Below are 20,012 nucleotides of genomic sequence, written 5' to 3' on the forward strand. Positions count from 1 at the left end.
AGTCATTCTCCTTTGTGGTGGGACAGTGTTGCTGCTGCCGCCCGCAGGTGGGCGTCCGGGTCGGCACTCCATCGGGCCAGTACGGTTTCCGCACGTTGCCGGTTGCGGTGCTCCAGCCTCTCCAGGAGCGGCCGCAGAACGTCGGTGACGAGCGGATCGGCAAGTTCGGCTGCGTGCGCGGAGCGGAGGAAACCCTCAACGCGGGTCAGATCAGAATGCCGCAGCAGGGCCACCCGCGACTGGAGCAGCACCACAGCGGCCTGGCGGCGTTCGAAGACCGGCCGGGCGCCCGGCTTCGGCTGGCCCCACAGTTCCGAGGCAAGCTGGACCACCGCATCATGGTCCAGGTCCTTGAACTTCCGGAGGGCGTCACGGATGGTCCCGCGCACGGCGCCCACTGAGGAACCGTAGGAGCCGAGGACGCCGCCAAACCTGCTGCCGACGTCGTCCGCGCGGTACCAGGCGCCCTCGTTCTGCAGCGTGCGGTCGATGAAGCCGGCCGCCTCGGCGACGGCGTCCGGAACGGCGCTCACGAGCGCCCTGCGGCTGCGTGGTCGATGCAGTACGGCGTCCAGGGCCGGGCCTCAAGCCTGCCTTCGGCGATGGGCCGGCCGCATACGGCGCAGCTGCCATACGTTCCGTCAGCGATCCGGGTTAGGGCTGCTTCCACCTGGTCCAGCCCGGCTGAGCTCTGGTTCAGCAGCGCCGAGGCCTGGGACAGCTCGAAGGCGATGGTGGCACCCTCGGGATCGTGTTCGTCGTCCACGTTGGCTCCCTGGCGGGCGGAGTTGGCTGCGGCGATGTCCGCCCGCAACGCCGGCAGCAGGGCCAGTTTCAGCTGCCGCTCCTCTTCAAGCAGCAGCCGGAAGCGTTCGTAGTCAGCCATGGGAAAAGCCTAGTCCTGCGTCAGTACCAGTTGTTCGCCATGGAGTGGCTCCAGGCTCTGCAGGGCGAGCCGTACCTGTCGCGGATGTATCCCAGACCCCACTCGATCTGGGTCCGGTAGCTGGTCAGCCAGTCACTGCCGGCACTCGCGTACTTCCCGGGCGGCAGTGCCTGGGGAATCCCGTAGGCGCCCGAGTAGGGGTTGGTGGCCGTGGTCTGCCAGTTCGACTCCTTGGTCCACAGCTGCGCCAGGCACAGGAACTGGTCCTGGCCCCAGCCGTAGGCGCCCAGGCGTCCGGCGGCATAGTTCTTTGCTCCGGCAGGATCGTTGACGGCACCACCGGGAACGGAAGGTACGACGACGGGCGGCGGCACCGGCTGGGCCGGCGGCGCGGGCGCCGGGGCCGGGTCCGCCGGGGCGGGCTTCACCGGACCAGGGACCGCCGGAGCGGGACCGGCAGCTCCCGGCGGCGTCGCGGGCGCGGGCGGTGGCACGTTCACCCGGGCGTCCGCTGCGGCCTTCGCCGCCCGATCCGAGTCCCGTTGGGCCTGTTCCCGGGCGGCGGCCCGCTTCGCTGCCTGCGAAACTTCATAAGCGGCGAGGGCGGCTTGGCCCTGCCGGAACTCCCCCTCAACGGCCGCGGTTGTTCCCTTCAGCGAAGCCAGCTGTGCCGTGAGTTCCCCGCCACGCTGCTGCTCTTCACTGATGTGGCGCGCTACCGCGTCCTGCGCCGACCTCGCCCCTGCGAGCCGGGCTCCGGCCTCCTTTGCCAGGTTCTCCCGCTGGGACCGTGCGGCTTTCTCCTGTTCACCCAGGGACGATGCCACCTTCGCAGCCGACGCCGCGCGGTCAACCAGGCCGGCCGTCTTCGCGCCTACCAGCTCCACCATGTTGAGTCCGTGGACGTTGCCGGCCTCAAGGGCGTCGAGGGCCATGAAGAATCCGGCGGTGGTTGCACCCGTCTTGTAAGACTGAACGGCGAGGGCGCCGATCTCCCTGCGGTGCGCCTGCAGTTCCCCGTTTGCCGCTGCCGACTGCGCCGCCAGGGCTTCGACCCGGTTGGTGGCCGCGGTGAGTGCCGCCTCGGCAGCGGCGTAATCCGCCGCAGCCGTCACGGCTGCGCCGCCAAGCGTTTCGGAATCCGCCTGCAAATCGGAGAGGAGGTTGCCAATCCGTGTGATCTCCGCCGCTGTGCCTGCCTCCGACTCCCTGGCCTGCCGGACGTCCTCCCAGGAGGGGTAACCCTCCGGAGGGCGGTCCGCGGCCGACGCCGGAACCAGGGCCGCCGGACCCAGCAGGGCAAACACCAGAAGTCCGCCGAGCGCCGGGGACTTCAGTTTGGTAACGAACAGGGGCATAGTCCCGTAGCCTACGGCCTCAACCACAGGTTGAGGGTTTACTGCTGCGGATCGTTATCCAGCAGAGACTGAAGCCGCGCCTCAGCCCTAGACTGTGCCCATGGCCGGCGCCAGCACACAAAGCACCACACCGATCCGCCGCGGCCCCGCCACCGCACGGACAGTAAGGCGGGCAATCGCCCGCCTGCCGTTGCCGTTCCTGACCGCAGCATTACTGGCGGTATCGGCCTGCACCCCGCAGCAGCCCGCCCCGGCAGCTTCCCCCAGTTCTGCCGCGCCGGAACCGGTCACCATCGAAATAAACCAGTCCCGCGACCAGTACGGGCAGCACGCCATCCTGCTCCAGCTCACCAACACCACGGAGGGTCTCCTGACGGTGGACGGGGCGCGCGTCAATTCCCCGCTGTTCGACGCGGACATCGAGTGGGCGCCCCAAGCGGGCAGCCTGGAGCTCCCGCCGCACCAGCCCAAAAGCGTGCAGGCACAGCTTCCAGGTCCGGCCTGCGCCGGCCCGGTAGCGGCATCGTCGCAGGCCAGCGCCACGGTTTCCGTCACTGCAGCGGGACGGCAGCCGGAGGAGCTGCCCCTTCCGGCCCCGGACCCCTTCGACGTGCTGCCGCGCAACAATGCCGAGCTCTGCCTGGCCGCCGACGCCGCAATGGTGGCAGGACTGGGCCTGGACCCGCACCTTGAGGTGGCGGCAGACGGCCGGACCGCCGTCGTAAGGCTTCGGATCAGTCCCCGGCCGGCGGGCCCAGGGGCGACTCCGTCCCTCACCCTGCACGGGGTGGGCGGCACTCCCCTGCTGGCCGAGGCCATGACTGGGTTTGGGGCTGAACCGTGGCCGCGGAACGTGACGTTCCTGACGGGGGAACCGGACACGGTCCTGGCCCTGCGGGTGCGTCCGGCCCGGTGCGATCCGCACGCCGTCGCGGAGGACAAAGTGGGAACCCTGCTGCCCCTCAACGTGGCCGTCGGCGCCCGGGAAGGCGTGCTGAAAGTGGCAGCCGGCGGGCCGTTGCGCGCGCAACTTTATGACTTTGTTACGCGGGCCTGCCAGAACGGCTAGGAACCGGGCATCATCCGAGGTCACCGCGGCCTTCGGGGCCGGCAACCGCTCAACGGGTCCATCCGAGAGGACCGCCTCGTATGTTATCCAAATGTGACAATCGGGTGAACGTCGGGTTATGGTCGTACACGTGTCCCTCCCAAGCGGGACATTCCCCTCAGCTTGCCGAGCCCTGCCGCTGAACCCGGGATTCAATCGCTTTCAAGCTGGCAGGGACGGGGGAACCAAGTTTCCGCGGCTTCACCGAAGCCTTGGGGTTAAGTCGATATCGCCTTCCGTCCCTGACGAAGCGCGCTACCGGCCGGGTATCTCCAACCCGAACCCGACAGCTCACCCCGCAGGCATGGGAGAGGCGATCAACCGTGTCAAAAAATTTCACCACCGCCCGTCACCGCGCTACTCCGGCCGGCTCCATCGCTCTGCAGGGCCTGGCCGTGACGGCCAAGGCCCAGGCGCGGACCTTTGGACGCCCGGCACTCGCGGTAGCCGCAGCATCGGGCATTGCGTTCGGCGTCGGAGCTCCGGCACATGCAGGCGTGACCGGCCCGGACAGCACCGAAACCACTAACGTCCAGGCGTACTCGGCTCCTGCCGCGCCCGTAGCCGCCGCTGCCGGCAACGTCCACACGGTTGTTTCCGGTGACACCCTCGGCGCCATTGCGTCCGCCTACGGGGTTGGCCTGAACGACGTACTGGCAGCCAACGGCCTCGACGTTTCCTCGATCATCTACCCCGGTGACCAGATCGCCATCCCCGGCGCCGGCTACGCAGCTCCGGCTGCCCCGGCTGTCGCTCCGGCCGCCGCACCGGTCCAGACCGCAAGCGCCGCCGCTCCGGCCAACACCGGCATGAACCTCGGCTACGCCTCCGCGACGCCTGTTGCCACCGGCTCGGGTACCGGCGCTGCCATCCTCGCCAACGCCTACGGCCAGGTGGGCGTGACCCAGGACTGCACCGCCATGGTGGAGAAGGCCCTGCGCGCAGTCGGCAAGTCAGTCGGCGACCTGGCTCCCGGCCAGTTCTACCAGTACGGCACCGTGGTGGGCACCCCCGCCCCGGGTGACCTGGTGATCTCTGCCGGCCACGTGGGCGTGTACGCCGGTGACGGCCAGATGGTCAGCGGCGGCGTCAACGGCAGCCAGACCCAGGTGCACTCCGTCAGCTGGGTTGGTGCAGCCTCGTACGTACGGGTCGCATAGCCTGCTGGGCACGTAGCCTCCAGCGCATAGAGCTGCAAAAAGGGCGGCAGCCGGGATATCCCGGCTGCCGCCCTTTTGCTTCGTTGCGTGCCCGCTCCGTTTCCAGGCTTCAGGTGCCGCAGAAGGTCATGTACGTCCCGAAGTCCTCCGGGGCGCCTTGGGTGTACCGCTCCAGGCCCGGGCGTTCGCTGTAGGGCGCCGAAACCGCTTCGAGGAGTCGGTGCAGTGGGTCCAGGTCCCCGCCCGTAGCCGCGGCCAGTGCCTCTTCGACGAGGTGGTTGCGCGGAATGTAGGCGGGATTGGTGCGGTCCATCAGCCCGGCATCCGGCGCCAGGTCCTGCCAGCGTTCGGCCCAGGCATCGTATGCGGCAAGGTCCATGACCATCCCCCGTACAGGCCGGCTGTCACCCCGGGCGGCCTTGGCCAGGTTCCTGAAGAAGAGTGTGTAGTCCACGGACCCATCCTTGAGGATGCCTGTGACACCGTCCACCAGGTCCTGGACTTCCGCGCCTGCCGCCGCTTCCGGCTCCCCCGCAGCAAGCCCCAGCTTGGTGGCCATACCGCCGGACCACGCGGCACTGTACTGCCGCCGGAAGCCACCCAGCGCCTCCACGGCCACGGGAACCGCAGCCTCCTGGTCTTCGTCGATGAGCGGAAGCATCGCTTCCGCGAGCCTGGCCAGGTTCCATTCGGCCATGACCGGCTGGTTGGCGTACGCGTACCGGCCGCCGACGTCGATGGAGCTGTACACAGCGGCCGGGTTGAATGCGTCGATGAAGGCACAGGGACCGTAATCGATCGTTTCGCCGGAGATGGTCATGTTGTCTGTATTCATCACGCCATGGACGAACCCCACCAGCATCCACTGCGCCACGAGCGAGGCCTGCGCCGCCACCACGGCCCGGTACAGCGCGAGGTAGGGGTTCTCCGCCGCGGCGGCTTCCGGATAGTGGCGGCTGATGGCGTGGTCTGCCAGCCGCCGCAGGAGCTCTGTGTTTTCCGTGACCCGGGCATACTGGAAACTGCCCACCCGAAGGTGGCTGCCGGCCACGCGCGCCAGCACGGCGCCGGGCAGCATGTCATCCCGGCGCACCTGCCGTCCGGTAGCCACGACCGCAAGGGAGCGGGTGGTGGGGATGCCGAGGGCGTGCATGGCCTCGCTGACTATGTATTCGCGGAGCATGGGCCCCACGACGGCACGGCCGTCACCGGCGCGGGCGAACGGCGTGCGGCCCGAACCTTTCAGGTGCAGGTCCCTCAACCTTCCGCGGGAATCCTGAAGCTCTCCGAGCAGCAGAGCGCGGCCGTCACCGAGGAGGGGCGAGTAGCCGCCGAACTGGTGCCCGGCGTAGGCCTGGGCCACGGGCGTGGCACCGTCAGGGACGTGGTTGCCCAGCAGGAACCGGACGCCCTCCTCCGAGCTCAGGTACTCCGGGTCGAGTCCCAGTTCCGCAGCGAGAGGTCCGTTGAGTACCAGGAGCTTGGGGTCCGGGGCCTCCTCCGCCTCCCACGGCACCGCCAGCTCATTGAGTTCGCGGGCGAAGCGGCCACCCAGGGCAACAGTCGATTCTGCAGCAGCAGTCATGGTTTTAACCCTATCCCCGCGGCGGTCATTGCGAGCCCCCGCGGCGGTTTGGAAGGCGGATGCGCTGCAGGTCTTCGGCAGCGATCACGGTGGCACCGTTGGCGCGGGCGGACGCCTGCCGGGCCAAGAGGCTGACATCATTGCCGTACCGGGACGAGAAGTGCGTGAGCACCAGCGTCCGGACGCTGCCGCGCCCCGCCAAATCCCCGGCCTGCCCGGCGGTGAGGTGCCGGTATTCCCCCGCCAGCCCGCCGTCGTCATCGCTGAAGGTGGACTCGGCGACCAGAAGGTCGGCGCCGTCGGCAAGGTCTTCGGCACCATCGCAGGGGGCCGTGTCCATGACGAACGCGAAGCGCTGCCCGGGGCGCGGAACGCTGACATCGGCGAGTCCGACGCCGGCAAGGGCACCTTCGCGCCGGAGGCGGCCAACGTCCGGCCCCGCGATGCCCGCTGCCGCAAGGAGGTGGGGCAGGAACGTGCGGCCCCCGGGCTCGGTAAGCCGGTACCCGTACGTTTCGATCCGGTGCTTGAGCGGCCGGATGTGGAGGCCGTCTGCCACCTCACCGGCGGCGCCGTGGGGATGGAGCTTCAGGTCCAGGCCGGGCGTGCTGACGGAAACCAGGGCCCGCACTACGTCTTCCCCGGCAGCGGGGTAGTGGAGGTGGACCGGGTGGTTGACGCCGTCCAGCACCATCCGGGACAGCACGCCGGGGAGTCCGAAGCAGTGGTCGCCATGGACATGGGTGAGGCAGATCCTTGTGACCTGCGTCGCCGAAACTCCGGCATGGATCATCTGGCGCTGCGTCCCCTCACCGGGATCGAAAAGCAGCCCCTCCCCGTCCCAGAGCAGCAGGTACCCGTTGTGGTTCCGGGTACGGGTGGGCACCTGCGATGCGGTGCCCAGGACCACCAGTTCACGCACGGCCGCTGCCGTGGCCGCCAGCAGCCAAGCCTTTCGCGTAGGCCGCCTGGCCCGCGTGCTGAAGGCAGTCGGCGAGGGTACTGACAAGCCGGACGCCGAAGGTGACCGGAGGGTCCCAGGTGGTGTCCACGGTCCGGTCAAGGTCCTGGTCTGCCAGTTCGCCGAGGACCTGCACGGTCTGCCGGTGGACGGCGTCGTAGTAGTCCCCCAGCAGGCTTGCCGTGGCGCGGACCGAATCCACCTGCCCACTGGTATGCCCGTAGCCGGTGTCCCGTTCATTCAGCGGAAGGCCGAAGCGGGCAGCAAAACCCCCGTGCGTCCACACCTGCTCGCGGCCGGCAGCGGAGGCAACCTGGGCGTCCTCCACCCGGGCCAGGTGCCAGACGAGCCAGGCGATGGAATTGCCGGTGCCGTCCGGGCGATGGTGCAGGGCTTCGTCATCCAGGCCCTCGAGCGTTTCCGCCACGGCATCACTGATGCGCACGAAGGCATCCTGAAGGAGTGCGTTGGATGTCACTGGCCGGTTTCATCCTGCAGCAGCGGGTCTTCCTGCCAGTGGTCCGGATCGTTTTCGGCCGCGCCGGGATAGCTGTCAGGTTCTCCGTGTACGGGATCGAGCTCCTGTGACGCTGCGCTTCCCGGTGTTTCATCGAGCAGCACGTCATTTTCGTCAACGACTTCCAGGCCATCCTCCGGGACGTTCTGTTCACTCATGCTCACGCCTTTCCTTAGGGCTGCACCGGGCCTGGTGCAGCGTAGAACGGTACCGCCAGACAATAGTAGGCATACTGAGCACTCCTTGGGGTGGGAACTGTCCCCCGATAGCCGTGACTTTCGGCCCTACAGACGGCAGGAGTCCGGCGGCCACCCTTGAAGGCAAGGAGACGTGCTGCTGCCGCGCCACGCCGGGCACGGCCACCGCCTCCCGAGTCCGCCCATAACTCCACATGAAAGACCAGGAAGCCGGCCATGACATCACGTAAACCGATCGCCGTTGCCACCAATGACTCGGCACAAAGCCAGGCGGCGGTGCTGTGGGCCGCGCACCGGGCCGAAAAGTCCGGGGTACCGCTGACCGTCCTCCACGTCGTGGACGACCGCTGGGTGGCCGAACCCTATCCCTGGTTCGGGGTCCTTGAAGAGGCCGGAGACCAACTGCTGAAAACTGCTGCAGGGCGCGTCCGGGGAGCAACACCGGCCACGGTCACCACCCGGCTCCTGACAGGGAGCGTGGGCGGATCGCTGGCGAAGTATTCGGGCAAGGCGTCGATGCTGGTGATCGGCTCCGGCTCCGGACACCTGGGCGGAACCCTGGCAGACCGGGCCCTGCAGGTCGCGGCCTCCGCCAAGGTGCCGGTGGCGGTGGTCGGGACCCATGACCTTGCCGGACGGTCCGGGGTGGTGGTCGGAATCGACGGCTCCCGGGAGGCTACGAAGGCTGTTGCTTTTGCTGCTGCGGAGGCCGACCGGGAGGGCGACGAACTCACAGTTGTCTATGCCGTCAGGATGCCGGACCCAGTAACGGATGCAGGGCTGGCCCCGGCCAGCCTGGCCGAGATGGTCTCCGAAGAAGAACGCGTGGTCCTCTCCGAGACGGTGGCGGGCCTCGAAGCGGACTACCCCGACCTGAAAGTGCACCGGGTGATGGACACGGAACGGGACCCCGTTGACGCGTTGGTCCACGCGGCAAGCGGAGCACGGATGCTGGTGGTGGGAAGCCGCGGCCGCGGCGGCATCAAGCGGCTGCTGCTGGGTTCCACTGCCCACGGGGTGCTCAAGCACCTCCCCTGCCCCACAGTCATCACACGGATCCAGGCCGGCAAGAACAAGGCCTGACCTGTGGCGCAATCCGGCCAGGCAAGGGCCGGGTTCCGCAATCCACATTGTCCGCACCATCAGTTCCAGGGGCGACACCATGAGAAAAACCGCAGCAATCATCATGCTCATCCTGGGGATCCTCCTTTCGCTGGTAGGCCTCACAGCGCTCGCCGGCGGCGCCGTCGCCATGGCGGTGGGGTCCGCGCAGGGTGACGGCTTCCTTACCTCCGGAACGGCGCGGCTGTCAGTCGCCTCCCACGCGCTGACCTCTCCCCAGCTCGATGCCATCGGCGAGGGCGTTCCGCCCCGCCTCCCGTTCGACCTGGGGACCCTGCGGCTGCGGGCGGCCCCGGTGGACCCCGCCAAGGACATCTTCATCGGGATCGCGTCCCGGACCGACGTCGAGAAGTACCTGTCCGGCGTCTACCATTCTGAACTGCTCGACGTCGAAATGCAGCCGTTCCGGGCCGAGTACCGCGACATACCGGGAACCGCCGTCCCCGCAGCACCTGCCCGGCAAACATTCTGGGCCGCATCCGCAACCGGCCCCGGCGAACAGGAACTCACGTGGGACCTCGCGGCCGGGAACTGGTCTATTGTCCTGATGAATGCCGATGCGAGCGAGGGTGTGGCAGCAACGCTGCAGGCCGGGGCCCGGTCTGAACTGATCCGGCCGGCGGCCACAGGCCTGCTGGCAGGCGGTGCCGTTGCCCTGGTGGTCGGTGTTCCGCTGCTGGTCTTCGGGGCCATGGGCCTGGGCCGCCACACCGGCCCGCCCACCCGGGAACCAGGCGCACCGAACCCCGGCTACGGACCCCGGCCCGGCTACAATCCGCAACCCGGCTATCCGGCGGCACAGCACGGGCACCCACCGCAGCAGCAGGATCAGCACCTTGCCGGACTGGCGGACCGGGCACCCTACCCGGCGCGGCTTTCCGGTGAGCTGGACCCAGGGCTCTCCAGGGGCCTGTGGCTGGTCAAGTGGTTCCTGGCGATTCCGCACTTCGTGGTGCTTGTCTTCCTGTGGTTTGCCTTCGCAGTGACCACAATTGTGGCCGGTTTCGCGATTCTCTTCACCGGCCGCTACCCGAGGGCGCTCTTCAACTTCAACGTCGGCGTAATGCGCTGGAACTGGAGGGTGGCGTTCTACGCCTATGCCGCCGCCGGCACGGACCGCTATCCGCCCTTCACCCTGGCGCACACCGACTATCCAGCAGACTTCGACGTGGACTACCCGGAGCGGCTTTCCCGGGGACTGGTACTGGTCAAGTGGTGGCTGCTGGCCATCCCACACCTGCTGATCGTGGCTGCCCTCGCCGGCACGGCCTGGACGTGGCGGGCGGAAACCACGGATCTGGGAACCACGTATGAGCGCAGCACCGGGATTTCGCTGCTGGGGATCCTGGTCCTGGTTGCCGTGGTGGCCCTGCTCTTCACCGGCCGCTACCTGCGCCCGCTGTTCGACCTGGTCATGGGCATCAATCGCTGGATCTACCGCGTGATGGCCTACACGGCGCTGATGCGGGACGAATATCCGCCCTTCCGGCTGGACCAGGGGCCCGGGGAAGCGCCGCCGCAGGCACCGCAACCGGCCGGGCAGGAACTGCCCGTACCTGGAACGGACGCAACACCCCAGCCCTAGCCCGTCCTGCCCGGGCAGGACGCCACGTAGGGATTACCGCACCATAAGGAGTTGAGATGGATTCTGCCGGAGCACAGTTCGGACGGATCGTGGTGGGAGTGGACGGCTCGGAGGCCTCCATCGAGGCGCTGCGGCAAGCCCAGCGCCTGGCGGTGCCGCTCGGCGCAAAAGTCGAGGCCCATGCCTATTGGGACTACCCGCAGGCCTACTCCGGCTACATGCTGATGGGCATCGAGGGATTCGAAGAGCGGGCCGGCCAGATCCTCGACGAGTCGGTCAGGACCGCCTACGGTGACCAAACGCCGTCGAACGTCGTGGCCAACCTTGTCCGCGGACACCCCCGGGATTCACTGATCGAAGCCAGCCGCGACGCTGACCTGCTGGTGGTGGGCCGGCGCGGGCACGGCGGCTTCGGCGGCCTGCTCCTGGGCTCCGTCAGCTCGGCGCTGGTGGCCCATGCACACTGCCCCGTTCTGGTGGTGCACACGCCGGAGGCACCCGCGGAATCGGCGTGACAGCGGCGCGGAACAGGACGCTGCGGAACGCGACACAGGTCAACGCCCGCCGTCGGCCGCTTCCACCCGGGCCGGAACCACCAACACCGGACAGTGCGCATGGCTCACGCAGGCGGAACTCACCGAGCCCGGGACGAAGCCGGCGTGCCCGTGCCGGCCGACAACCAGAAGCGCAGCTTCCCGGCTGCCGTCGATCAGGAGGTGCGCCGCGCTGCCCCGCAGGAGCCGCCCGCGGATCTCAGAGGGAACCGCCGTTCCGAACGCATCAGTGAGCGCCTGCTGGAGGGCCTGCTTCGCCGCGAACTCGAATCCGTCGATGCCAACGGCCAGGTACAGCCCGAAACCGGCCGGAACATCCCAGCACGCCCACGCCTCCACAGCGGCGTCCAGCGGCCCCGCCAACGCATGGGCCGTACGCAGGGCCTGAACCGAGGCGCCCGATCCGTCCACGCCCACAATGATCCTGGGCCGCCCCTTGCCGGCTTCCATGGCGGGCTCCGTTCCCTTCGCCGATGCACGTCTGTTCCAACACTGCTGATGGAGCAGACGGCCGGGTAGGGCCTTTGGTCACCGGGCGGCCGCCACAAGATCAGGCACTTTCCGACTTTGGTCCCTTTTATCCGCGGTCAACGGAAGCAAGAATGGTGGTGGCCCCTCCAGGGGGCTGCCCGCACAGCGCAGCGGGTGCAGGCGGGGTCCTTATGAAAATGGGAGCGTAACGTGCAAAGGCTTGAGACTGGCTCGGGGGAAGCTGCAAATCCGCAGGAACCGCTTCGCGTCTTCATCCTCGACGACCACGAACTTGTCCGGCAGGGTTTGAAGGACCTGCTGGAAGGTGAAGGGTTCGTGGTGGTGGGCGAAAGCGGATCGGCCGCCGAGGCCACCCGCCGGATCCCGGCGCTTCGGCCGGACATCTCCATCCTGGACGGCCGCCTGCCGGACGGCACCGGCATCGAGGTCTGCCGCGACGTCCGTTCCCTCGATCCGCGGCTGAACTGCCTGATCCTGACCAGCTACGACGACGAACAGGCCATCCGGGGAGCCGTCCTCGCCGGAGCTGCGGGCTACATCCTCAAGCAGATCAAAAGCGATGACCTCCTGGCCGGTATCCGCAAGGCCGCCACCGGCGCTTCCCTGTTTGAGCCCGGGGTGCGGGAACGGATTGTCTCCGGGCTGACCCGGACCCCCACGGACCCGAGGATGGAAGGGCTAAGCGCGCAGGAGAAGAAGGTGCTGGCTTTGGTGGGGCAGGGCCTGACGAACCGCCAGATCGGCGATGAACTGTTCCTTGCCGAGAAGACCGTCAAGAACTATGTCTCCTCCATCCTGGCCAAGCTCGGCTTCGAACGCCGGACACAGGCGGCCGTGTTCGTCACCAGGAACAGCCAGGAAGCGCACTGACTTTGCCGGGCACCGTCAGGTCAGCCCGACACGCCACCGCACCCGGGTCCCCTTGCCCGGTTCGCTGTCGATGCTGCAGGTGCCGCCCAGCATCTCCGCCCTGTGCCGCATGTTGGTAAGCCCGCTGGTCAGCGCCGGCTCTTCGAAGCCGCGGCCGTTGTCCGAAATGACCAGCTCCACATCATCCCCGGAGGCGGTCACCGCCACGCGGATCTCTGCTGCCCCGGAGTGGCGCGCGGCGTTGCTCAGGCCTTCGGACAGGACGGAGAGCAGATGGCCAGCCACGTCCTCAGGGACGGTGTCGTCAATAGGGCCGCTGAAGCCGACGTTGGGCGCGACGGCGTAACCCCGGGATGTTTCTTCGGACACCTTGAGGATGCGGCCGGTCAGGGGTTCCTGGTTGCCGCCGGTGCGCAACGAGTAGATGGTGTCGCGGAGCTTCCGGATGGTGTCGTCCAGTTCGGCGGTGACCGCGGCGATCCGTTCATGGGCCACCGGATCCGGTGTATAGCGGCGGAGGCTCTGGATGCTCAGGCCGGCGGCGAACAGGCGCTGGATCACCAGGTCGTGCAAATCGCGGGCTATCCGTTCCCGTCCGTGAACAGGAGGTTCTGTTCACGGAGGGCGTGGACCCGGGCAAGGTCGAGTGCCAGCCCGATCCGGCTGCCGAACAACGAACTGGACTCCACCTCTGCCTGGGTGAACGGGCCTGAAGCCGATGGCCGGGCAAGAATCAATACGCCATTGTCGCTTCCGCTGTGGCCAAGCGAACAGACCAGCACCGGGCCAAGCTTCTCAACGACACCGTCGTCAAAGACCTGCTGGGGATTCCGCACCATCACGGACTTCCCTGTCCTGATGACATCGTCGACGACGCCGGATGCCTTGATCTCCCGGCCCGCCTGCAGGCTCTGGACGCCGAGGGAGGAACGGCAGCGCAGGGCGCCGTCACCGGCGGGCACAGCGATCACGGCGAGGGCTGAATCCGAAACCCGCATTGCGGTCTCCGACACCAGGTCCAGGTTCTCCGCGTCGCCGGGCCTCGGCGTGACAATAAGCCGGCTGCTCAGTTCCATCCCGGCTTCCAGCCACTTCTGCCGGCGTCTGCTGTCATCGAAGTGGCGGGCATTCTGGATGGCCACGCCGGCAGCGGCGGCCAACGCCACAGCAAGATCCTCATCCTCGGGCGTGAAATCCAGCCCGCCGCTCTTTTCCGTGAGGTAGAGGTTGCCGAAGACGACGTCGCGAACCCGCACCGGGACGCCGAGGAAGGTCTTCATGGGCGGATGGTTCTGGGGGAAACCGGAAGCGATGGGGTGCTGGCCCAGGTCGTGGAGGCGCAGCGGCCGCGGCTCCCGGATCAGTAGTCCCAGCACGCCGTGGCCGGTGGGGAGGTCCCCGATGGACCTGATGCCCTGCTCATCTATGCCGACGGTGATGAAGTGGCTGAGGCTGCGGTCTTCCCCAATGACGCCCAGGGCACCGTAGCGCGCGCCCACCAGTTCACAGGCAGAGCGGACAAGCCTGTCGAGCACGGTTTCGAGGCTGAGGTCTTCGGCCAGGCCCATGACGGCGGACAGCAGGCCATTCATCCTGTCCTGGGTCTGCAGCAGTTCGTCGGCGCGGGAGACAAAGTCGCGAAGGAGGTCTTCGGCGCGCTCCCGCATTGGCGAACGCCACGGCTCAGTACTCACATCGAACCTCCTGTTGAAGCGGTCTGCGCCATTGCAGGCTTCCAGCAGCTGTGCAGCGTCCAGGGTGGTGCATCCCCGGACCGACCCGCCTGCGCCTGGGCACGCGACAGAGGGCGTGGCACCATCCTAGGAGAGGATCAAGGGGCGGGGAATGCCCGCGGCCCGCATAATTCAGGCACCGGGACCTTCTTCCCTACCCTGACCGTATTCCCGGACCTAAGCTACGGCCATGGATACAGGTGCTGTCGAAGCGGAAGCGGAAATTCTGGGTGTTCATGACTGCTGGGAGTACCTGCAGTCGACACCGGTGTGCAGGATCGCCTTCCCGCACGGGGACATGGTGGAAATCCTTCCGGTCAACTTTGTTCCGAGTAACGGTACGGTGCTCATCCGCACCGGCGAGGGAACCAGACTGGACTCGCTGGCGGACGGCCAGCCCGTATCCCTGGAGGCCGACGGATTCAACCAGTACGGCACCATAGCCTGGAGCGTGGTGCTCAAAGGACACGCCGAAGCAGCGGACGACGCCGTATCGCAACGGGAGGCCAGCGACGGCCGCCTTTCCCCCTGGCAATCCGGGGCCAAGGACAGGCTGGTCCGCGTCACGCCCGCCGAAGTCACCGGAAGGCGATTCGTCATCGCTCCCCCGTCCCGCTGGGCCCCGCAGGAACCAGCCGGCGAACGCTGACTCTTTCCTGCAACCCATCCCCCGGCATCCCACCCATGCACCCCACCCAGGCACCCCAAAGGAAGGTCAGCCATGGAGACCACCAAGCCCATCGCCGTCGGCATTACCGAGTCCGAAGCATCACGGGCAGCGCTGGCATGGGCCGCTGCACGCGCCGCACGGCTCCGGCTGCCGCTGGTGCTCCTGTCAGTCCTGGATGACCACTGGATGGCGGGCGAAGCACTCGAAGCGCTCCCCTATATCGATGTGCTGCGCACCTCCGGGGAGGACCTGCTGAAGAACTCCGCTGACCGGGTCCGAAGCCAGGCACCGGGCCTGGAGGTTTCGCACGAAATGCTGGAGGGCAGCATCGGCGCCTCCCTGGGCCGCTACTCCGGAAAAGCGTCCATGCTGGTTTTGGGCAGCAGCGGGCAATCCCGCGGTGCCATGACGGACCGCGCCCTGCAGGCAGCAGCGGTCGCCGATTGCCCCGTGGCCGTCATCGGCCCGAGGAAGGCTGATGGCAGGGGCATCGTGGTTGGCGTCGACGGGTCCGAACAGGCCACCCAGGCTGTGGCATTCGCGGCTTCCGAGGCCGACGCGCTGGGTGAAGAGCTCACGGTCCTTTACGCCTTCACGGGTCCCAACCGGTGGATCAGGGCGGGGCTTCCGTCCGGCAGTTTCGCCCGGCACGTGGTTGAGGAGGAACAGGTGGTCCTCTCAGAGACCGTTGCCGGACTGCGCCAGGACTACCCCGGATTGGTGGTGCACGATGTCCTCGAGACCGTCATGGAGCCCGCCGATGCGCTGGTCCGTGCCGCTGCCAACGCGAGGTTGCTGGTGCTGGGCAGCCGTGGCCGCGGCAGCTTCAGCAGGCTCCTGTTGGGGTCCACCGCCCACGCCGTCCTGGCCCAGCCGCCATGCCCCACCGTCATCACCAGGCTGAAGAAGCTGGCCTGAGCTCGGCAGGGGTCGCGGAACGGACTGCCAGGGGCGAAACGAACAGCGTACCTGCCGCCACAAGCCGCAGCCTGTGGGAAATTGTCCGGGCCAATGTGCTCACCCTGTTCAACGGCATCGTGGCAGGCAGCTTCATTCTCCTGTTCGTCCTTGGCCAGTGGCGGGATGCGCTGTTTGGCTTTTCCGCCCTGGGCAACGCCCTAATCGGCATCATCCAGGAGTACCGGGCCAAGAAATCCCTTGACCGCCTGGCCATCCTCCATGCCGCCCGCAGCAGGGTCATCCGGGACGGGGTCCCCCAGTGGATCCCGGCACAGGACCTGGTTCCCGACGACGTCGTCCTGCTCAGCGCCGGAGACCAGGTTTCGGCGGACCTGCGGCTCTTGGACGACGGTTTCATTGAGGTGGACGAGTCGCTCCTGACGGGCGAGTCGGAGCCGGTACCCAAAATCGCCGGAGCGGAATTGCTGTCCGGATCGCTGATCCTGGCCGGCAGCGCGCGGGCCGTGGTAACCCGGGTGGGGGCAGGAACGTTCGCCGCACGGCTCGCCGCCGAGGCCAAGCGGTTCTCCCTCGTCACTTCCGAGATCCGCACCGGCCTGGACAGGGTCCTCAAAGTCATCACCTGGCTGCTGCTCCCGACGGCGGTACTCGTCGCGAACGCGCAGGTTCAGGATGCGGGCGGCTGGGCCGTGGCCGTAAGTTCCGGCCGCTGGGTACCGGCCGTGGTGGGCGTGGTGGCGAGCCTGATAGCCATGATTCCCCTCGGCCTGGTCCTGCTGACCAGCGTCGCCTTCGCGGTGGGCGGCTTGCGGCTCTCCCGGCACATGGTCCTGGTCCAGGAACTGGCAGCCGTGGAGGTACTGGCACGGGTTGATGTCCTGTGCCTGGACAAGACCGGGACGTTGTCTACAGGTGCCATCGCCTTTGACGCGCTGCACGATACCGGGACGCCACCTGCCGATGGATGGAAGGATGCCCTGGCGTGGTTTGGATCCAGGCCGGAAGCCAGCACCACGGCAGCGGCCATTGGGGCCGCCTTCCACGGAAACGGACTCCTGGCCGAATCCTCGTCCGTACCGTTCGACTCAACCAGGAAATGGAGTTCGGTCACTTTTCCCCCCACGGGCCGGGCTGGCGGGAGCTGGGTGCTGGGGGCTCCCAGCGCCGTCCTCGGACCTGCTGCCCGGCTGGGTGAGGCGCACCGGAAGGCCGGGGCCCTGGCCGCCACGGGGCTGCGGACGCTCGCATTGGCGCACGTGCCGGGTTCCCTGCCGCCGGGAGCGGCAGACGGCGGCCTCCCGGACATCCTGGAACCGGCGTTGCTGCTGACCTTCCGTGAAGACATCCGGACGGATGCGGCGGCCACGCTCGACTACTTCCGTGGCCAGGGAGTGGCACTGAAGATCATCTCCGGCGACGACCCGCGTACGGTGGCCGCCCTTGCCCGCACCGTGGGAATGGGTGGTACCGGAGCCTGCGATGCCCGCAACCTTCCCGCAGCCCCTGCCCTCCTGGAACAGGCCATGGAGGACAACGACGTCTTTGGCAGCGTCACCCCGGCACAGAAACGCGACATGGTGCAGGCGCTGCAGCGGCGCGGCCACACGGTGGCGATGACCGGGGACGGCGTCAACGACGTTCTGGCGCTGAAGGAGGCTGATCTGGGGATCGCCATGGACACGGCGTCGCCGGCGACGAAGGCAGTTGCCCGGCTGGTGCTCCTGGACGGACGCTTCGACAGGTTGCCGGCAGTTGTTGCGGAGGGGCGGCGGGCCATCAGCAACGTGGGGCGCGTCTCCGTGGTCTTCCTCAGCAAGGCGGTCTACATCACCGCCATCTCCCTCGTCTTCGCAGCGCTCCTGTGGCCGTTCCCTTACCTGCCGCGGCAGCTGTCCATCCTCGACGGCCTCACCATCGGGCTTCCCGGGTTCTTCCTGGCGTTGCAGCCCGGCGGAGAGCGGTACACGCCCGGATTCCTGCGGCGGTCCCTGTCCTTTTCGCTGCCCGCAGGACTCTGCGCAGCCCTGTGCGTGGCCGGGGTCAGCGGGTACGCAGGCACCATCGGCCTGGCGGGAACAGCTGCCGGCCAGTCTGCCGCGGTCATCACCCTTGCCCTGCTGGCGTCCTGGATCCTCGTCACGGCCTCGCGCCCGCTCACCTGGACCAAGGGGCTGATCCTTGCCGGCATGTACGTGGGCCTTTTCCTGCTGTTCACCGTGCCGGTGGCCACCGAATTCCTCCGGCTTGAATGGCCGCCGCCGGACCTTCTGGCCGTATCGGCCGCCGCTGGCCTGGCCGGCAGCGCGGCGGTCCAGGCGATCGCGGCACTGACGCGGACCCGCCGGCTGCCGGGAGCCCAGGGGTCTCCGTGACCGGCGGTCAGCCGAACAGGACAGCTGCCTCCAGGTACCGTTGCTCGGGGACCAGCTTCAGTGTTCCCAGCGCCTCTTCCAGCCCGACGGGCACAATGTCCGTGCCCCGCAGGGCCACCATGGTCCCCCACCTGCCGTTGGCCGCAGCCTCCACGGCGGCAATGCCCAGCCTGGTGGCGAGCACCCGGTCGTAGGCGGTGGGCTCACCGCCGCGCTGGATGTGTCCGAGGACGGTGGCCCGGGTCTCGATACCTGTCATGACCTGCAGCTTCTCCTCCAGCTGGCGCCCGATACCGCCGAGCCGGGGCCGGCCGAACGTGTCCAGGCCACGGGGAGCGTAGGGGGCATCCTGTCCGGTCGGGGTAAAGGCCTCGGCCACCACTACCAGCGGCGCCCGCCCGCGGCCGCGGGCGGAAATGACCAGGCGGCAACCTGGTCCAGCGTTACGGGATGCTCCGGAACCAGGATGGCATGGGCGCCGGCGGCCATGCCCGCGTGCAGCGCAATCCATCCGGCGTTGCGTCCCATCACCTCCGCCACCATGCACCGGTGGTGCGATTCCCCGGTGGTCCGCAGCCTGTCGATGGCTTCCGTTGCCGTTTGGACCGCCGAGTCGAAGCCGAAGGTGTAATCGGTCGCGCCGAGATCGTTGTCGATGGTTTTGGGGACGCCAATGACCTGCAGTCCGTGGCTGCACAGTTCCCTGGCGGCAGCCAGGGTCCCCTCGCCGCCGATGGCAATGAGCCCGTCCAGGCCGTTGCGCCGGAATCCGGCCCGGACCGCCTGCACTCCGCCGTCGTGCAGCGGGTTGGTACGGGACGTTCCGAGGATGGTGCCGCCCAGGCGCGAGATGCCGCGGACACTGTGCCGGGGCAGGGGGACAACGTCCTGTTCCAGGATTCCCCGCCAGCCGTCCCTGAACCCGACGAACCCGTAGCCGTGGACGATGTCTCCGGCGAGGACGGCCCCGCGGATCACGGCGTTCACGCCGGGACAGTCGCCTCCGCTGGTCAGGATGCCGAGGCGCCTCATGGCAGGGCCGGATCGGCGGCGGCCGCGAGCCGGAAGTTGCCGGCCTGGCCCGGCATCAGGGTTGTGTCCCTGCCGTTGACCCGCACGCTGATCGGTGCAGCGTCCCCGGCTGCAGACTCGACATGAAGATGCCCGCCCTTGAGCCTGATGTTCAGGTGGTGGCCCCTGTACCGGATGTGGAAGGCGACGCTCCGCAGTCCCGTGGGCATGCTGGGCGAGAAAATGATGGTTTCCCCGCTCAGCCTGAGCCCGGCGAAGCTGCGCTGGATGACATCCACGGTCCCGGCCATGGCGCCCAGGTGGATTCCCGCCCGGGTGGTGCCGTGCTGGGTGTCGTCCAGGTCGGCGTCGAGCGCTTCACGGAAACTGTCCCAGGCCCGGTCAGCGTCGAGTGCGGCGAGGACTGAGGCATGGGCGACGCGGCTCAGGGTGGAGCCGTGGGCTGTGCGGCCAAGGTAGTACTCGATGGTCAGGTTCAGCTGCTCCGCGGTGAACGTGTACCCCAGCTCGGCCAGGAGCCCGGTCAGCCCTTCCTGGCCGAGGAGGTAGGGAAGCATGAGGACATCGGCCTGCTTGGCGAGCTTGTACCGGTTGGTGTCATCGCCCTCGGCTTCCAGGATGAGGTCCAGCCGCTCGATGCTGTTATAGGTTTCCCGGTAGCGGTCCCAGTCCAGTTCGTCGAGCTGCCCGTAGCCGGCGAACTGGCTGATGACGCCGTCGGGATGGAACGGCACGAAGAACGCCCGGCCCACCTGTTCCCAGGCGGCGGCTTCTTCGGCGCGGATGGCCAGCCGGGCTGCCAGTTCAGCCCGCTCTTCGCCCTGGAAAATGGCAACGATGTCCGCCGCCCGCAGGCAGGCCCAGGCAGCCATCACGTTGGTGTAGGCGT

At 68.0% G+C, this 20,012-nt stretch carries 18 protein-coding genes, 2 pseudogenes and 1 riboswitch; of the genes and pseudogenes, 9 read left to right on the forward strand and 11 right to left on the reverse strand.

Translation table 11 applies throughout. The annotated features are described in order from the left end of the window. Positions 1–2: 2 nt before the first annotated feature. Genes ACHL_RS10375 through ACHL_RS10385 form a run of 3 tightly spaced genes read right to left on the reverse strand, consistent with a single transcriptional unit; the run spans position 3 to position 2,244 of the window. Positions 3–533: a DNA alkylation repair protein gene (locus ACHL_RS10375; RefSeq protein WP_015937252.1), complete on the reverse strand. Its 531-nt coding sequence runs from the start codon at positions 531–533 to the stop codon at positions 3–5. Further along, positions 530–886: a TraR/DksA family transcriptional regulator gene (locus ACHL_RS10380; RefSeq protein ID WP_015937253.1), complete on the reverse strand. Its 357-nt coding sequence runs from the start codon at positions 884–886 to the stop codon at positions 530–532. The genes ACHL_RS10375 and ACHL_RS10380 overlap by 4 nt, the downstream gene beginning before the upstream one ends. Positions 887–906: 20 nt before the next feature. Continuing rightward, positions 907–2,244: an aggregation-promoting factor C-terminal-like domain-containing protein gene (locus ACHL_RS10385; RefSeq protein WP_015937254.1), complete on the reverse strand. Its 1,338-nt coding sequence runs from the start codon at positions 2,242–2,244 to the stop codon at positions 907–909. 100 nt (positions 2,245–2,344) lie between these two features. Between ACHL_RS10385 and ACHL_RS10390 the strand changes: the two genes are divergently transcribed. Then, the gene (locus tag ACHL_RS10390; protein ID WP_015937255.1) at positions 2,345–3,313 is read left to right on the forward strand and encodes a hypothetical protein; all 969 of its coding nucleotides are present in this window, start codon (positions 2,345–2,347) and stop codon (positions 3,311–3,313) included. Between the two features lie 166 nt (positions 3,314–3,479). Next, positions 3,480–3,672: riboswitch (cyclic di-AMP (ydaO/yuaA leader) on the forward strand. A 3-nt stretch (positions 3,673–3,675) separates the two neighbouring features. After that, positions 3,676–4,512, forward strand: a complete 837-nt coding sequence (locus ACHL_RS10395; RefSeq protein ID WP_015937256.1) for a C40 family peptidase — start codon at positions 3,676–3,678, stop codon at positions 4,510–4,512. A gap of 109 nt (positions 4,513–4,621) precedes the next feature. On the opposite strand, the gene ACHL_RS10400 is transcribed toward ACHL_RS10395, so the two are convergent. The 4 genes from ACHL_RS10400 to ACHL_RS10415 are packed head-to-tail and all read right to left on the reverse strand — an operon-like array spanning position 4,622 to position 7,733. Next, on the reverse strand, positions 4,622–6,097 hold the full coding sequence (locus ACHL_RS10400) for a protein adenylyltransferase SelO (protein ID WP_015937257.1): 1,476 nt from the start codon (positions 6,095–6,097) through the stop codon (positions 4,622–4,624). A 25-nt stretch (positions 6,098–6,122) separates the two neighbouring features. Further along, complete coding sequence (locus ACHL_RS10405; RefSeq protein WP_015937258.1) at positions 6,123–7,019, reverse strand: ribonuclease Z; 897 nt, start codon at positions 7,017–7,019, stop codon at positions 6,123–6,125. After that, positions 7,012–7,536, reverse strand: a complete 525-nt coding sequence (locus ACHL_RS10410; protein WP_015937259.1) for a mycothiol transferase — start codon at positions 7,534–7,536, stop codon at positions 7,012–7,014. The genes ACHL_RS10405 and ACHL_RS10410 overlap by 8 nt, the downstream gene beginning before the upstream one ends. Continuing rightward, entirely contained in the window at positions 7,533–7,733 is a 201-nt protein-coding gene (locus ACHL_RS10415) for a hypothetical protein (RefSeq protein WP_244266456.1), read from the reverse strand. The genes ACHL_RS10410 and ACHL_RS10415 overlap by 4 nt, the downstream gene beginning before the upstream one ends. A 255-nt stretch (positions 7,734–7,988) precedes the next feature. Between ACHL_RS10415 and ACHL_RS10420 the strand changes: the two genes are divergently transcribed. The 3 genes from ACHL_RS10420 (at position 7,989) to ACHL_RS10430 (ending at position 10,994) form a co-directional block, all read left to right on the forward strand. Next, positions 7,989–8,855, forward strand: coding sequence for a universal stress protein (locus tag ACHL_RS10420; protein ID WP_015937260.1), 867 nt, complete (start codon positions 7,989–7,991; stop codon positions 8,853–8,855). 79 nt (positions 8,856–8,934) lie between these two features. Further along, a complete protein-coding gene (locus ACHL_RS10425) occupies positions 8,935–10,479 on the forward strand; it encodes a DUF4389 domain-containing protein (RefSeq protein WP_015937261.1) in 1,545 nt (514 codons plus the stop codon). A gap of 56 nt (positions 10,480–10,535) precedes the next feature. Continuing rightward, entirely contained in the window at positions 10,536–10,994 is a 459-nt protein-coding gene (locus ACHL_RS10430; RefSeq protein ID WP_015937262.1) for a universal stress protein, read from the forward strand. A gap of 39 nt (positions 10,995–11,033) precedes the next feature. Here the strand turns inward: ACHL_RS10430 and ACHL_RS10435 are convergent, their stop codons facing one another. Beyond that, positions 11,034–11,483, reverse strand: a complete 450-nt coding sequence (locus ACHL_RS10435; protein WP_015937263.1) for a universal stress protein — start codon at positions 11,481–11,483, stop codon at positions 11,034–11,036. A gap of 231 nt (positions 11,484–11,714) precedes the next feature. Between ACHL_RS10435 and ACHL_RS10440 the strand changes: the two genes are divergently transcribed. After that, positions 11,715–12,395, forward strand: a complete 681-nt coding sequence (locus ACHL_RS10440) for a response regulator (protein ID WP_015937264.1) — start codon at positions 11,715–11,717, stop codon at positions 12,393–12,395. Positions 12,396–12,410: 15 nt separating this feature from the next. Here ACHL_RS10440 and ACHL_RS10445 read toward each other — a convergent pair. Next, positions 12,411–14,062: pseudogene (locus ACHL_RS10445) on the reverse strand (GAF domain-containing protein). A 256-nt stretch (positions 14,063–14,318) separates the two neighbouring features. On the opposite strand from ACHL_RS10445, the gene ACHL_RS10450 reads away from it, so the two are divergent. The 3 genes from ACHL_RS10450 (at position 14,319) to ACHL_RS10460 (ending at position 18,091) form a co-directional block, all read left to right on the forward strand. Continuing rightward, positions 14,319–14,777, forward strand: coding sequence for a pyridoxamine 5'-phosphate oxidase family protein (locus ACHL_RS10450; RefSeq protein ID WP_015937265.1), 459 nt, complete (start codon positions 14,319–14,321; stop codon positions 14,775–14,777). A 72-nt stretch (positions 14,778–14,849) separates the two neighbouring features. Further along, on the forward strand, positions 14,850–15,716 hold the full coding sequence (locus ACHL_RS10455) for a universal stress protein (RefSeq protein WP_015937266.1): 867 nt from the start codon (positions 14,850–14,852) through the stop codon (positions 15,714–15,716). Further along, entirely contained in the window at positions 15,677–18,091 is a 2,415-nt protein-coding gene (locus ACHL_RS10460) for an HAD-IC family P-type ATPase (RefSeq protein ID WP_015937267.1), read from the forward strand. Before ACHL_RS10455 ends, ACHL_RS10460 begins: the two co-directional genes overlap by 40 nt. 7 nt (positions 18,092–18,098) lie before the next feature. Here ACHL_RS10460 and ACHL_RS10465 read toward each other — a convergent pair. Together ACHL_RS10465 and ACHL_RS24690 are read right to left on the reverse strand one after the other, a co-directional pair. Further along, positions 18,099–19,123: pseudogene (locus ACHL_RS10465) on the reverse strand (ATP-dependent 6-phosphofructokinase). Continuing rightward, positions 19,120–19,995: a glycosyl hydrolase family 65 protein gene (locus ACHL_RS24690; protein ID WP_244266457.1), complete on the reverse strand. Its 876-nt coding sequence runs from the start codon at positions 19,993–19,995 to the stop codon at positions 19,120–19,122. The pseudogene ACHL_RS10465 and the gene ACHL_RS24690 overlap by 4 nt, the downstream one beginning before the upstream one ends. Positions 19,996–20,012: the final 17 nt, after the last annotated feature.

It is taken from the genome of Pseudarthrobacter chlorophenolicus A6 (assembly GCF_000022025.1).
In the GTDB taxonomy this organism is placed as follows: Bacteria; Actinomycetota; Actinomycetes; order Actinomycetales; family Micrococcaceae; genus Arthrobacter; species Arthrobacter chlorophenolicus.

Coding starts and splice junctions, on each gene's coding strand:
- ACHL_RS24690 (WP_244266457.1), bottom strand. CDS start 19,995: ATGGCTGCCTGGGCCTGCCTGCGGGCGGCGGACATCGTTGCCATTTTC.
- ACHL_RS10430 (WP_015937262.1), top strand. CDS start 10,536: ATGGATTCTGCCGGAGCACAGTTCGGACGGATCGTGGTGGGAGTGGAC.
- ACHL_RS10380 (WP_015937253.1), bottom strand. CDS start 886: ATGGCTGACTACGAACGCTTCCGGCTGCTGCTTGAAGAGGAGCGGCAG.
- ACHL_RS10435 (WP_015937263.1), bottom strand. CDS start 11,483: ATGGAAGCCGGCAAGGGGCGGCCCAGGATCATTGTGGGCGTGGACGGA.
- ACHL_RS10425 (WP_015937261.1), top strand. CDS start 8,935: ATGAGAAAAACCGCAGCAATCATCATGCTCATCCTGGGGATCCTCCTT.
- ACHL_RS10390 (WP_015937255.1), top strand. CDS start 2,345: ATGGCCGGCGCCAGCACACAAAGCACCACACCGATCCGCCGCGGCCCC.
- ACHL_RS10450 (WP_015937265.1), top strand. CDS start 14,319: ATGGATACAGGTGCTGTCGAAGCGGAAGCGGAAATTCTGGGTGTTCAT.
- ACHL_RS10400 (WP_015937257.1), bottom strand. CDS start 6,097: ATGACTGCTGCTGCAGAATCGACTGTTGCCCTGGGTGGCCGCTTCGCC.
- ACHL_RS10415 (WP_244266456.1), bottom strand. CDS start 7,733: ATGAGTGAACAGAACGTCCCGGAGGATGGCCTGGAAGTCGTTGACGAA.
- ACHL_RS10460 (WP_015937267.1), top strand. CDS start 15,677: ATGCCCCACCGTCATCACCAGGCTGAAGAAGCTGGCCTGAGCTCGGCA.
- ACHL_RS10455 (WP_015937266.1), top strand. CDS start 14,850: ATGGAGACCACCAAGCCCATCGCCGTCGGCATTACCGAGTCCGAAGCA.
- ACHL_RS10385 (WP_015937254.1), bottom strand. CDS start 2,244: ATGCCCCTGTTCGTTACCAAACTGAAGTCCCCGGCGCTCGGCGGACTT.
- ACHL_RS10420 (WP_015937260.1), top strand. CDS start 7,989: ATGACATCACGTAAACCGATCGCCGTTGCCACCAATGACTCGGCACAA.